This is a genomic window from Bifidobacterium sp. SKU (assembly GCF_026016405.1).
GTDB classification, from domain to species: Bacteria; Actinomycetota; Actinomycetes; order Actinomycetales; family Bifidobacteriaceae; genus Bifidobacterium; species Bifidobacterium bifidum.
In genome coordinates this window covers 1,416,290-1,429,518 of record NZ_CP092890.1, presented here as the reverse complement: position 1 = coordinate 1,429,518, position 13,229 = coordinate 1,416,290, and the positions used below count along the sequence as shown (strand labels likewise).

11 protein-coding genes are annotated in these 13,229 nt (G+C 62.3%); 10 read left to right on the top strand and 1 reads right to left on the bottom strand.

Features of this window, described 5'->3' with window-relative positions; genetic code table 11:
- Nucleotides 1–45: 45 nt before the first annotated feature.
- The 7 genes from MMB49_RS06135 to MMB49_RS06105 all read left to right on the top strand — a co-directional run bounded on the left by MMB49_RS06135 (nucleotide 46) and on the right by MMB49_RS06105 (nucleotide 8,899).
- Nucleotides 46–282, top strand: a complete 237-nt coding sequence (locus MMB49_RS06135) for a hypothetical protein (RefSeq protein WP_033509912.1) — start codon at nucleotides 46–48, stop codon at nucleotides 280–282.
- 119 nt (nucleotides 283–401) lie between these two features.
- Nucleotides 402–2,777 carry a formate C-acetyltransferase gene (gene pflB, locus MMB49_RS06130; RefSeq protein WP_003819332.1) on the top strand — a complete coding sequence of 792 codons (2,376 nt, stop codon included), beginning with the start codon at nucleotides 402–404 and terminating at the stop codon, nucleotides 2,775–2,777.
- Between the two features lie 191 nt (nucleotides 2,778–2,968).
- A complete protein-coding gene (gene pflA / locus MMB49_RS06125) occupies nucleotides 2,969–3,850 on the top strand; it encodes a pyruvate formate-lyase-activating protein (RefSeq protein ID WP_003813671.1) in 882 nt (293 codons plus the stop codon).
- A gap of 96 nt (nucleotides 3,851–3,946) precedes the next feature.
- A complete protein-coding gene (locus MMB49_RS06120) occupies nucleotides 3,947–4,576 on the top strand; it encodes a DUF3000 family protein (protein WP_021648583.1) in 630 nt (209 codons plus the stop codon).
- Nucleotides 4,566–5,852 (top strand): HRDC domain-containing protein, encoded by a 1,287-nt coding sequence (locus MMB49_RS06115; RefSeq protein ID WP_047272417.1) that lies wholly within the window; start codon nucleotides 4,566–4,568, stop codon nucleotides 5,850–5,852. The genes MMB49_RS06120 and MMB49_RS06115 overlap by 11 nt, the downstream gene beginning before the upstream one ends.
- 52 nt (nucleotides 5,853–5,904) lie before the next feature.
- Nucleotides 5,905–7,290 (top strand): trigger factor, encoded by a 1,386-nt coding sequence (gene tig / locus MMB49_RS06110; protein ID WP_003813666.1) that lies wholly within the window; start codon nucleotides 5,905–5,907, stop codon nucleotides 7,288–7,290.
- Between the two features lie 205 nt (nucleotides 7,291–7,495).
- Nucleotides 7,496–8,899, top strand: coding sequence for a chloride channel protein (locus MMB49_RS06105; protein WP_047272415.1), 1,404 nt, complete (start codon nucleotides 7,496–7,498; stop codon nucleotides 8,897–8,899).
- 214 nt (nucleotides 8,900–9,113) lie between these two features.
- Here MMB49_RS06105 and MMB49_RS06100 read toward each other — a convergent pair whose 3' ends face one another.
- A complete protein-coding gene (locus MMB49_RS06100; protein ID WP_047297688.1) occupies nucleotides 9,114–10,181 on the bottom strand; it encodes a hypothetical protein in 1,068 nt (355 codons plus the stop codon).
- Nucleotides 10,182–10,485: 304 nt separating this feature from the next.
- Here MMB49_RS06100 and MMB49_RS06095 point away from each other — a divergent pair, with 304 nt between their 5' ends.
- From MMB49_RS06095 to clpX, 3 genes are all read left to right on the top strand, one after another.
- Complete coding sequence (locus MMB49_RS06095) at nucleotides 10,486–11,067, top strand: ATP-dependent Clp protease proteolytic subunit (protein WP_021648579.1); 582 nt, start codon at nucleotides 10,486–10,488, stop codon at nucleotides 11,065–11,067.
- A gap of 5 nt (nucleotides 11,068–11,072) precedes the next feature.
- A complete protein-coding gene (locus MMB49_RS06090; RefSeq protein WP_003816849.1) occupies nucleotides 11,073–11,792 on the top strand; it encodes an ATP-dependent Clp protease proteolytic subunit in 720 nt (239 codons plus the stop codon).
- A 100-nt stretch (nucleotides 11,793–11,892) separates the two neighbouring features.
- A complete protein-coding gene (gene clpX / locus MMB49_RS06085; protein ID WP_047272411.1) occupies nucleotides 11,893–13,206 on the top strand; it encodes an ATP-dependent Clp protease ATP-binding subunit ClpX in 1,314 nt (437 codons plus the stop codon).
- Nucleotides 13,207–13,229 lie beyond the last annotated feature (23 nt).

The window sequence follows — 13,229 nt, the reverse complement described above, 5'->3', positions numbered from 1 at the left end:
GTGCCGGGCGCCGCGGCGCGCTACCATGGGTGCGGGGAGGACGCCATGACCGACAAGCAGTGGTATTTCAACACGAAGACCGAGCAGCCCGAGTTGGGCATGCTCTCACCGAGCTCCCACCGCATGGGGCCGTACAAGACCCGCGAGGATGCCCTTGAGGCGTGGAAGATCGTCAAGGAGCGCAATGCGCTGTGGGCGGAAGCCAATCGCAAGTGGCGCAAATGGGGCGAGAACACGCCCTCGGACGGCCGCGACGACGGCTTCGACGACCGCGACGACTGACGACACGGCGTGAATGTGAGATAAGTCACGCCGTCTCTCAGCCAGCTCACATCGACCGGCTAGTAGAATCATTTCTTGACAACAACGTGAAGATGCGTTGCACGACACAAGGAGTGAATATGACAGCAGTTGATGCGACCGCTCTTACTGCCGAAGAGCTTCAGGCCAAGGCCTGGGACGGCTTCGTCGAAGGCGACTGGCAGAAGGACATCGACGTTCGCGACTTCATCCAGAAGAACTACACCCCGTACACCGGTGACGAGTCCTTCCTGGCCGACGCGACCGACAAGACCAAGCACCTGTGGAAGTACCTCGACGACAACTACCTGGCGGTCGAGCGCAAGCAGCGTGTCTACGATGTCGACACCCACATCCCGGCCAGCATCGACGCCTTCCCGGCCGGTTACATCGATTCCCCCGAGGTCGACAACGTCGTTGTCGGCCTGCAGACCGACGTCCCCTGCAAGCGTGCGATGATGCCGAACGGCGGCTGGCGCATGGTCGAGCAGGCCATCAAGGAGGCCGGCAAGGAGCCGGACCCGGAGATCAAGAAGATCTTCACCAAGTACCGCAAGACCCACAACGACGGCGTCTTTGGCGTCTACACCAAGGACATCAAGATCGCCCGCCACAACAAGATCCTCACCGGTCTGCCGGACGCCTACGGCCGCGGCCGCATCATCGGCGACTACCGCCGCGTGGCCCTGTACGGTGTCGCCGCGCTGATCAAGTTCAAGCAGCGCGACAAGGATTCCGTGCCGTACCGCAACGACTTCACCGAGCCGGAGATCGAGCACTGGATCCGCTTCCGCGAGGAGCACGACGAGCAGATCAAGGCCCTCAAGCAGCTCATCAACCTCGGCAACGAGTACGGCCTGGACCTGACCCGCCCGGCGCAGACCGCGCAGGAGGCCGTGCAGTGGACCTACATGGGCTACCTCGCCTCCGTCAAGAGCCAGGACGGCGCCGCCATGTCCTTCGGCCGCAACTCTGCGTTCTTCGACTGCTACTTCGAGCGTGACCTGCAGTCCGGCAAGATCACCGAGACCGACGCCCAGGAGATCATCGACAACATCGTCATGAAGCTGCGCATCGTGCGCTTCCTGCGCACCAAGGACTACGACGCGATCTTCTCCGGCGACCCGTACTGGGCGACCTGGTCCGACGCCGGCTTCGGCGACGACGGCCGTCCGATGGTAACCAAGACCTCCTTCCGTCTGCTCAACACGCTGACGCTGGAGCACCTCGGACCCGGCCCCGAGCCGAACATCACAATCTTTTGGGATCCGAAGCTGCCGGAAGGCTACAAGCGCTTCTGCGCCAAGATCTCGATCGACACCTCGGCCATCCAGTACGAGTCCGACAAGGAGATCCGCAACCACTGGGGCGACGACGCGGCCATCGCCTGCTGCGTGTCCCCGATGCGCGTCGGCAAGCAGATGCAGTTCTTCGCGGCCCGCGTGAACTCCGCCAAGGCCCTGCTGTACGCGATCAACGGCGGTCGTGACGAGATGACCGGCATGCAGGTCATCGACAAGGGCGTCATCGAGCCCATCGCTCCCGAGGCCGACGGCACGCTCGACTACGAGAAGGTCAAGAACAACTACGAGAAGGCCCTGAACTGGCTGTCTGAAGTGTATGTCAAGGCTCTGAACATCATCCACTACATGCACGATAAGTACGCCTACGAGTCCATCGAGATGGCGCTGCACGACAAGGAGGTGTACCGCACCCTCGGTTGCGGCATGTCCGGCCTGTCCATCGCCGCCGACTCCCTGTCCGCCGTCAAGTATGCCAAGGTCTACCCGATCTACAACAAGGACGCGAAGAACCTTGAAGGCCACGAGTACGAGTACGTCGAGGGCGCCGATGACGACCTGATCGTCGGTTACCGCACCGAAGGCGACTTCCCGATCTACGGCAACGACGACGACCGCGCCGACGACATCGCCAAGTGGGTCGTCTCCACCGTCATGGGTCAGGTCAAGCGCCTGCCCGTGTACCGCGGCGCCGTCCCGACGCAGTCCATCCTGACCATCACCTCCAACGTGGAGTACGGCAAGAACACCGGTTCCTTCCCGTCCCGCCACAAGAAGGGCACGCCGTACGCGCCGGGCGCCAACCCGGAGAACGGCATGGACTCGCACGGCATGCTGCCGTCGATGTTCTCGGTCGGCAAGATCGACTACAACGACGCGCTGGACGGCATCTCGCTGACCAACACGATCACCCCCGACGGCCTGGGCCGCGACGAGGATGAGCGCATCGGCAACCTGGTCGGCATCCTGGACGCCGGCAACGGCCACGGCCTGTACCACGCGAACATCAACGTCCTGCGCAAGGAGCAGCTTGAGGACGCCGTCGAGCACCCGGAGAAGTACCCGCACCTGACCGTGCGCGTCTCCGGCTACGCGGTGAACTTTGTCAAGCTCACCAAGGAGCAGCAGCTCGACGTGATCTCCCGTACCTTCCACCAGGGTTCGGTCACCGACTGACAGACGGTGACGACCGGACGATGAAGGGGGCGAGGCCGACCGGCTTCGTCCCCTTCTCATATGGTCGGGCAGGACGGCGCGCTTTGGAATCCGCGTGACGATCCTCACACGACATGAAGTCCATAGCGGGCGGACGCCGCGCAAAACGTTTGTAGTATGGAATACAGGAAGTACTTTCAAGGAGGACGATGATGTCTGATATCGCGCAATTCCGCACCACACGGCCGCATATGCTCAAAGCGTCGAAGGAATACGCCTCGCAGACCCTGATGGGAGGGCTTTCCGGCTTCGAATCGCCCATCGGCCTCGATAGGCGCGACCGCATCCACGCGCTCAAAAGCGGCGACATCGGCTTCGTCCACTCGTGGGACATCAACACGTCGGTCGATGGCCCGGGCACGCGCATGACCGTCTTCATGTCCGGATGCCCCCTGCGCTGCCAGTACTGCCAGAACCCCGACACGTGGAAGATGCGCGACGGGCAGCCCGTATACCTCGACGCCATGATCAAGAAGGTTGACCGGTACAAGGACCTGTTCAAGGCCACGCATGGCGGCATCACGTTCTCCGGCGGCGAGTCGATGATGCAGCCGGCGTTCGTCTCGCGCGTGTTCCACGCGGCCAAGGAGATGGGCGTGCACACCTGCCTCGACACGTCCGGCTTCCTCAACACCAACTACACCGACGAGATGATCGACGACATCGACCTGTGCCTGCTCGACGTCAAGTCGGGCGACGAGGAGACCTACCACAAGGTCACCGGGGGGCTGCTGCAGCCCACCATCGACTTCGGACGGCGGCTGGCGAAGGCCGGCAAGAAGATCTGGGTGCGGTTCGTGCTCGTGCCGGGGTTGACCGACTCGGAGGAGAACATCGAGAACGTGGCCAGGATCTGCGAGAGCTTCGACGGGGCCGTCGAACACATCGACGTGCTGGGATTCCACCAGCTCGGGCGCCCGAAGTGGCATGAGCTGCGCATCCCGTATCCTCTTGAGCATCAGAAGGGCCCGTCCGCCGCGTTGAAGAAGCGCGTGACGGAGCAATTCCAGTCGCACGGATTCGTCGTGTACTGATAGGGAACCGTTCTCTGCGGTGTCGGACTCGAAAACCTACACAATCTTGTGTGTGGAAATACCGTAAAATCTTCGACGACACCGTAGCCTGTATATATGGCTGAAATCTTCGCGTTTCCGAGGGGCTCCGCAACGATGCGGCACCCGGACGCCGACATGCCTGAACGCCCGGTCGGCGTGCCGGACGCGGTCTGGTCGGCGGTGGAATCGGTGCGTTCCATGCCGCGGGTGACGGGCATGCGCTACCGTGAGCTTCCCGTGCCCTCGACGCTGGCCGACTACGGCATCGGCGTGGAAATGGAATGCGTCGCGGATGACGACTCCCGTTCGTTCGGCGACGCCCACATGGCCTCGGGCTGGATCATGCTGCTGTACGTCGAGCGCGAACGCGAGGACTGGCACTCCCATTGGCGTTGCGTCGCCTACGCGCAGCTGCCGTTGCCGTCCGACGAGAACGATGGCCTCGCCCCGAGCATGTACTGGGACGGGATGTGCTCGTTCGTGGATGACGCCTCCTTAGGTGACGTGTCGGGTACGGTCACCGTCACGCAGAACACGTCGTTCGGACTCGCTCAGGAAGGAACCGCCGGCTGCGAGATGCGTGTCTCATGGACACCCCTTGCTAGCATGGATGGCGGTTTGGACGCGGGCGGCCAGGTGCAGTGCTGGGCGCGATTCGTGCAGTCCGCCAGCGAATGCGAGGAGGAGCCGTCAGTTGACCGATGAGCCGAGGCTGCAGACGCAGCCGCGAGGTGGTGTTCCGGATGTGACCGACACACTTGAAGGATTTCGGGAGGTATGCGACCGTCTGGCCGGGGCGGCCGGGCCGTTGGCCGCCGACGCGGAACGCGCCTCCGGATTCCGGTACGGCCACGAGGACTGGCTGGTGCAGTTCAAGCGCGAAGGCGCCGGCATAGTGCTGCTCGACCCCGTCGCCCTGACCCGCGCCGGTGCCGACTGGGGCATGTTCAACGACGCGGTCGGCGATGCCGTGTGGATATTACACGACTCGTTGCAGGACCTGCCCGGATTCGCCGACATCGGCCTGACGCCGCAGGCCCTGTTCGACACCGAGATCGCCGCGAGAATGCTGGGGCTGCACCGGTTCGGTCTCGCCGCGGTCACCGAGCATTATCTGGGCGTCACGCTCGCCAAGGAGCATTCCGCCGCTGACTGGTCATATCGGCCGCTGCCGAGGGACTGGCGCAATTACGCCGCATTGGACGTCGAACTGCTGATTGAGCTGCGCCGGAAGATGCAGCGCGAGCTGAAGGTGCAGGGCAAGGACGGATGGGCCGACGAGGAGTTCCGGTATGCGCTGCAGACCGGCATGGGACCCAGACGGGAGCATCCGGTGCCCTGGCTGCGCATATCGCACATCAACACCGTCAGCCAGGACCATCAGGGCCTCGCCGTGGCCAAGGCGCTGTGGGAGAAGCGAGACGAGCTCGCCCGCGCCTATGACATCGCGCCCGGACTGCTGCTCTCCGACGATTCGATAGTCGAGGCCGCGTCGCGAAAGCCCCGCAACGCCCGCGAATTCAGGATGATCAGGTCGCTCAACGAGCGCGTGCGCATGCGCACCGGCGGCGAGCAGGACAAGATGTTCGAACGGTACGCGCCGATTCAGCGCAAGGTCAAGCCCTCGGTATGGCGAGAGACGATTCGGCGCGCGCTGGAGCTGCCGCCGTCGCAATGGCCGGTGATGCCGGCGCCCGTGGCCGACGAGGAGCATGCGAACGCACCTCGCTCGATGAAGCTCTGGGCCACCAGGCACCCTCAGCGTATGCGGCTGCTGCAAGACGTGCGCAAAGTCGTCTCCCGGATCGCCGACGACACCCGCACCCCCGCCGAAATCATCGTCAAGCCGCAGATCCTGCGCAACCTGTGCTGGACCGACGAACCGCGCAAGCGCGATGTCGCGGAATTCCTCAAATCGCAGGGCGCCCGTGACTGGCAGGTGAATCTCATCGCAGCGTCCGTAAGTCGCGTTATCATGTAGAGGTTGCCTACCGGCAGATGAAGTAGAATAAACGACTTTCAGGAGCGCAAGCGTGAAAATCAGCGTTAGGAATCTCGAACCCACCAAGGTCAAGCTCACCATCACCGTCGACCCGGAGGAGTTCAACCCGTATCTGGATGCCGCCCGCAAGGAGATCGCCAAGCAGGTGAACATCCCCGGCTTCCGCAAGGGCCACGTCCCCGGCAAGATCATCGACCAGCGCATCGGCTTCGCGGCCGTCGCTGGCGAGGCCGTCAACAACGGCGTGCCGGAGCTCTATTCCAAGGCGCTTGAGGAGAAGAAGATCCATCCGATGTCCCAGCCGGAGATCGACGTGCAGGAAGTGCCCGAATCCGCCAAGGACGAGACCAAGCTGAAGTTCACCGCGACCGTCGAGCGTCGTCCCGACATCGAGCTGCCGGAACTCGACGGCCTGGAGATCGACGTGCCCAAGGCCCAGGTCACCGATGAGGACGTGAACAACCGCCTCGAATCCCTGCGCCAGCGCTTCGGCACCTTGGTCGGCGTCGACCGTCCGGCTGCCAAGGGCGACTTCGCGAACATCGACCTCGACGCCCAGATCGACGGCGAGTCCGTCGATTCCCAGGAAGGCGTGAGCTACGAGCTCGGCTCCGGCACCATGCTGGACGGTCTGGACGAGGCCCTCGAAGGCCTGTCCGCCGGCGAGGAGACCTCCTTCAACAGCAAGCTGCAGGGCGGCGAGCACGAAGGCGAAGAGGCGCTCGTCAAGGTCAAGGTCAACTCCGTGAAGACCGAGGAGTTGCCGGAGCTCGACGACGACTTCGCCCAGGACGCCTCTGAGTTCGATACGCTGGATGAGCTCAAGGCCGACGTGCGCAAGGCCGCCGAGCGCGACGCCGAAGGCCGTCAGGCCACCGAGGCCCGCGACGCCTTCATCGCCAAGCTTGAGGAAGGCGCCGAGATCCCGGTGCCGAAGGGCGTCAAGGCCGACATGCTTGAGCAGCAGCTCAAGAACGTGACCGCCGATCCGTCCAAGGCCACCGATGAGCAGAAGGCCGACGCCGAGAAGCAGGTCGTCAAGGAGCTCACCGACCAGATGGTGCTCGACGCCCTGGCCGAGAAGCTGGACGTCAAGGTCTCCCAGGCCGATGTCACCAACTTCCTCGCCTCCATCGCCCAGCAGTACGGCATGGATCCGTCCGCGTTCATCCAGGCCATCGTCAAGAACGGCCAGCTCGGCTCCGCCGTGCAGGAAGTTGGCCGCTCCAAGGGCCTGCTCGCCGGCATGCGCGCCGTCACCTTCAAGTCCGAAGGCGAGACCCTCGACCTGAGCTCCTTCCTCGGCGAGGCCGCTGAGGACGAAGAGTCCGAGAGCGTCGAAGCCGCCTCCGCCGCGGCCGCCGTCGCCGACGAGCTCGCCAAGAAGGACGACGAGAACACCGCCGACGCCGAGTGAGCGTAAATCGCGCGGCATCGTTGCTATCGCGGCGTGCCCGTGATGCAGAATGACTGACTTGACCCGGAACCGCAAAGGTTCCGGGTCAAGTCGTATATACGGTGGGATATGCGCGGTGAGGAGCGGGTGTAGGATGCCGCGGGTAGGCTGACATGGGCGGGTCTCCCGTTCCTGGACGTTCCACTCGCCATCGAAGAGGTGCATCATGGAGAAGACCGATTGGAAGCGCATCGGCTGGCTGACCGCGGCCACGCTGGTGCTCGGCGCGATCATCGGCGCATGCGCCGGCCTGCTGACGCTGCTGCTGTACGGCGTCGAATACATGATGCTCGGATTCATCGAAAGCGAGTTCATTCCCGGCGCGTTCACCGTGCCGGCGGTCCGCCGCATCGCCTCCGTCACGTTGGGACTGGGCGTCGCCGGCGTCATATGGTACCTGCTGCGCACGAAGACCGAGAAGGTGCCGTCCGTCAAGAAGGCGGTGAACGGGGGCCGCATGCCGTTCTGGCAGACCATCGTGCATGTGGTGCTGCAGATATTCATCGTCGGCTCCGGCGCCTCCATCGGGCGCGAGGTCGCGCCGCGCGAGCTGGGCGCCATGCTGGCGCAGCGGTTCTGCGACATCTTCCATATCGGTGACGGCGAAGGCGACGCGCATGGCGTGCTCGATCGCCGCATGGTCGTCGCCGTCGCCGCCGGTGCCGGTCTGGGAGGCGTGTACAACGCGCCGCTGGCCGGCATGTTCTTCGCGGTGGAGATACTGCTCGTCGACGTGACGTTGGAGAAGGTCGCATTCGGATTGGGGATGTCTGCGACTGCGGCGTTCGTCGCGACCGCCATCAAAGGCGAGCACATGTTCTACGACATCGGCGCGATGCAGATGAACAGCACGCCGAGCCTGATGCTGTTCGCGCTGCTGTGCGGAACGGCGTGCGGCATCGTCGGCGCACTGTTCCGCAAGGGCTCGCAGTGGGCCGAATCGCACAAGCCCACCGGACGGTCGCTGATGTGGCAGATGCCGATCGCCGGATTGGTGACCGGTCTGGTCTCTATCGTCGTGCCGCAGGTCATGGGCAACGGGCGTGCCGCGGCGCAGCTCGGCTTCAGCACATTCATCCCCGAAACGGCCGCCACCTCCGGTGCGGCACAATCGGCCGCGTCCGCAGCGGCCTCGCCATGGACGTTCCTCGCCGGCTCGGACGGCGCTCCGGGCTCGGTCGTCAACGCCGGGACTCCGCTTGAACTGAACCGGCTATGGATGTTGCTGGGCGTGCTGGCGCTCACCTTCGTGGCCAAGGCGTTCGTCACTCTGATGACCATCCGCTCCGGCGCATCGGGCGGCGTGCTTCAGCCCGGCATCGCCTTGGGATCCACGCTGGGTACGATGCTCGGACTGCTCTGGCTGTTCGTCTTCCCCGTAGATTCGGTCACCGCGTGCGCCCTGATCGGGGCCGCCGCGCTGCTCTCCGCATCCCAGCAGGCTCCGCTCATGGCCATGTGCCTGGTCATGGAACTCACCGAGGCTCCGATCGAGTTCTTCGTGCCGGTCGGCCTGGCCGTGGCGGCATCCGCCTTCGTGTCGTCCTGGCTGCTGCGGCGGCTGAGCTGATTACTATCGCAGATAATATGATTGTGTCTCTAACTTAAAAATGTCCTGAAATAGAAATATAGTTTGCTATTTCAGGACATTGGCTGCACAGGGTCTCATTCATACATTGCTGGGAGAGCCGCGATCTCATTTCATGATGTGACCTTGACGGGGTATGTCGCAATGATGAAGTGACTGTTGAGCGTTGCCTCATCCCAGGGCAAGTTTCATTCGATTAGAAGGAGTATCCGTTCTCTATCTCTTGGGGGTATGCGAAGATAACCTCGCTCCTATTGTCGATAGTGATTGAATCGATATCGTGTTGGGTGAAAGATACCGTGGACGTGGTGCTTTCGGCACCTGAAATATCTGTGAGCTCGTCAACGCCGATGATGAAATGTCCTTGAAGATCTTCGGGTCCTCCGAAAGACATCGTGTTGTTTTTTGTTCTTTGGAAGGTCAAGAACGTGTAGGGGAAACTACCCTTTGCATCGAAGGCAAGCAGCGAGTAGTCATGAGGAACTTGCTGAATGCTGGTAACTTCCCAAGTCATTTGATCGGCTCGGAAGGTGGAATCACTATCATTCTTCGTTTCGTTCCAATCCTCCAAGTTTTCGATCATGATTTTTCTCAATCGTTCTATGAGATTGGACTTATTGGAAATCTTCATTTTCCCATATTCGATTGTCACTGTATTTCCGGGCTCATGAGTTCCATTGGCATGGACGGTCATTTCAAGGGTGCCCCATGATGGTTCCAGACTCAGATCGTATGTTCCTGGCAGAATCCGGGCGGTTTCTTCGACGTTCAATGCTTTAGATGAAAAACCAATAGGTGGCATGAAGTCGTCGATACTCGTGATAGGACGGTCATCGGAATCATTGTCGGGATCATTACGGAGTCGGTATCCTCCATCCGGAGATGACTTTACGGCAGCTTTACCTTTAACAGTGCGGCCATCGGCCTTATACGAATAGCTAACCATCGCGCCGTGCGCCTTGGAATTTTCGGCCTCTCCGACATTGATTTCACTGATTCGATTAGATGCTTTTTTGATGAGCTGGTCAGGAATGAAATCATCCTCCGGCCGGGCCGAAGGCGTGACGTACTTGAGGGCCGTAGCTTGATCGCCATTGCCTAGTGCACGGAGAAAACCTTCCACGGTCTTCTGTGGAGTACTGGTATCGAAGACGTTTGCCGACTCCGCGTTCTGTTGTCCTGGCACTACTCCGCAGGATGACAGAACTACCGAGCAGATGATTGCCGCTAACGCGGAAATTGTTGTTCTGAACTGTTTGCTCATTCGACTCTCCTTTGCGCGATGCTAGAGGGATACGATACCCCCCCTAGACGCCTGGCACGAGATGTGACAGACGGGCTTTGACGTTTAGCTTCGCAACGATGAGCTGGACATGAAAGGACGGCGAATTGATTTTCAATAGAGCAAGTATTCCGCCCTCCCGCTATGCGGGTAGCCGAAAAAGGGCGGTGCAGGGCGCTGCCGTCGGTTCGGACAGGTAGAGTGAATTGCTGTAACGTATTGTGAGACACAACGTACTGTGAGTCAAGGAGATAAGGTGGCAGATTTGCTGACATCATCCCCGGTGATGGCGGACGGCGACATGCCGTCGATGCCGGATCCGATTTTCAATCGTCTGTTGAAGGACCGCATCATCTGGATGGGTGAAGAGGTCAAGGATGACATGGCCAACCGCATTTGCGCACAGATGCTCATGCTGGCCGCGGAGGACCCGAAGAAGGACATCTGGCTGTATATCAACTCGCCCGGCGGCTCGATTACCGCAGGCATGGCCATCTACGACACCATGCAGCTCATCCAGCCCGACGTGGCGACCGTAGGCCTGGGCATGTGCGCGTCGATGGGCCAGTTCCTGCTGAGCTCCGGCACCAAGGGCAAGCGGTTCCTGACCTCGCATGCCCGCGTGCTGATGCACCAGCCGTCCGGCGGCATCGGCGGCACCACCACCGACGTGCGCATCAACGCCGAGCTCATCATGGATATGAAGAAGACCATGAGCGAGCTGACCGCCGAACAGACCGGCCACACGGTGGAGGAGATCTACCGCGACAACGAGTACGACCACTGGTTCACCGCCACCGAGGCGCTGGAGTACGGGTTCGTGGACAAGATCATCACCACGCACGATTCGATGACGAAGGGAGAATGATCGAAATGGCATCCGAAGAAGCTCAGTTCGCAGCCCGCGCCGACCGTCTCGCCGGCCCGCGCGGCGTCGTCGGGTTCATGCCCGCAGCAGCCCGCGAGAGCGCGCTGCGCGGCGGCGCGGCCGTCTCGCCGCAGAACCGTTACGTGCTCCCGCAGTTCTCCGAGAAGACGCCGTACGGCATGAAGACGCAGGACCCGTACACCAAGCTGTTCGAGGACCGCATCATCTTCATGGGCGTGCAGGTCGACGACACGTCCGCCGACGACATCATGGCCCAGTTGCTTGTGCTCGAATCGCAGGATCCGAGCCGTGACGTGATGATGTACATCAACTCGCCCGGCGGCTCGATGACGGCCATGACCGCCATCTACGACACGATGCAGTACATCAAGCCCGACGTGCAGACCGTCTGCCTCGGTCAGGCTGCCTCCGCCGCGGCGATCCTGCTGGCCGCCGGCGCCAAGGGCAAGCGCCTGATGCTGCCGAACGCACGCGTGCTCATCCACCAGCCGGCCATCGACCAGGGCTTCGGCAAGGCCACGGAGATCGAGATCCAGGCCAAGGAGATGCTGCGCATGCGCGAATGGCTGGAGAACACGCTCGCCAAGCACACCGGACAGGATGTCGAGAAGATCCGCAAGGACATCGAGGTCGATACGTTCCTGACCGCCCAGGAAGCCAAGGATTACGGCATCGTGGACGAAGTGCTCGAACACCGTTCGTGAGGTTCATGAATCTTCACAAGTGGATACCCCCGTCGCCGTCAGGCCGGGGGTATCCTCGTAACAGTGCGCATAACGGGACGCATAGTCGAAGGAGAGCTGCATGGGGCGCGTGGTGAGTTACAACGAGGACGTGCCTCGGTGCACGTTCTGCGGCAAGACCGAGCATCAGGTACGCAAGCTGGTTGCAGGCCCAAGCGCGGCCATCTGCGACGAATGCATCGAGCTGTGCGTCGACATCGTCTCGGAGGAACGCCAGCACAGCGCCGATGTCAACGCCCTGACACTGCCCAAGCCCGCCGAGATCAGCGCCTATCTCGACCGGTACGTCATCGGGCAGAGCGCGGCGAAACGCACGCTGTCGGTCGCCGTCTACAACCATTACAAGCGCGTCAACATGGAACTGCGCGAATCGGCCGGGCAGCTCGACGGCAAGAAGCAGGCGCTCGGGCGTCGCCGCCGCACGGATCCGCTCGCCGACGTCGAGGTCGCCAAATCCAATATACTGCTGCTCGGCCCTACCGGCGTCGGCAAGACGTATCTCGCGCAGTCCCTCGCCAAGGTTATGAACGTGCCGTTCGTCATCACCGACGCCACGACGCTCACCGAGGCCGGGTATGTGGGAGATGACGTGGAGACCGTGCTGCAGCGGCTCATCTCGGCCGCCGACGGGGACGTCGAGAGGGCTCAGCACGGCATCATCTACATCGACGAGATCGACAAGATCGCCAGAAAATCCGGCGAGAACACGTCTATCACCCGTGACGTCTCCGGCGAGGGCGTGCAGCAGGCGCTGCTGAAGATACTCGAAGGCACGATCGCCTCGGTGCCGGTCGAGGGCACACGCAAGCACCGCGACCAGGACACGGTGACCATCGACACGCGCGGCATCCTGTTCATCTGCGGCGGTGCGTTCGTGGGGCTGAGCGATATCGTCGCCGGTAGGCTCGGACGCCACGAGAGCGGCTTCGGGGCCTCCTGGCATGACCATGAGGTCAAGCCCGAGGAACTGCTCGAACAGGTCAGCGCCGACGACCTCGCCGAATTCGGTCTGCTGCCCGAGTTCATCGGGCGTCTGCCCGTGGTCAGCGTGCTCGACGAGCTGACCGAGGCCGATCTGGCGCGCATCCTCACCGAGCCCAAGAACGCCCTGGTCAAGCAGTATCGCAAGATGTTCGCCGTCGACGGGGTGGATCTGGTCTTCACGGAGCAGGCGGTGAACGCCATCGCGACGACCGCCATAACGCGCGGGACGGGTGCGCGAGGGCTGCGGTCGATCATCGAGAAGACCCTTGAGGAGACGATGTTCGAGCTCCCAGGCATGGATGACGTGCAGCAGGTGATCGTCGACGCGGCCTCGGTCAGGGGTGAGGGTCTGCCCAAACTGGTCCGTGGGGAACGGCGCCTCGTGGCATGACGGGGACGCGCGCGGCACGTTCG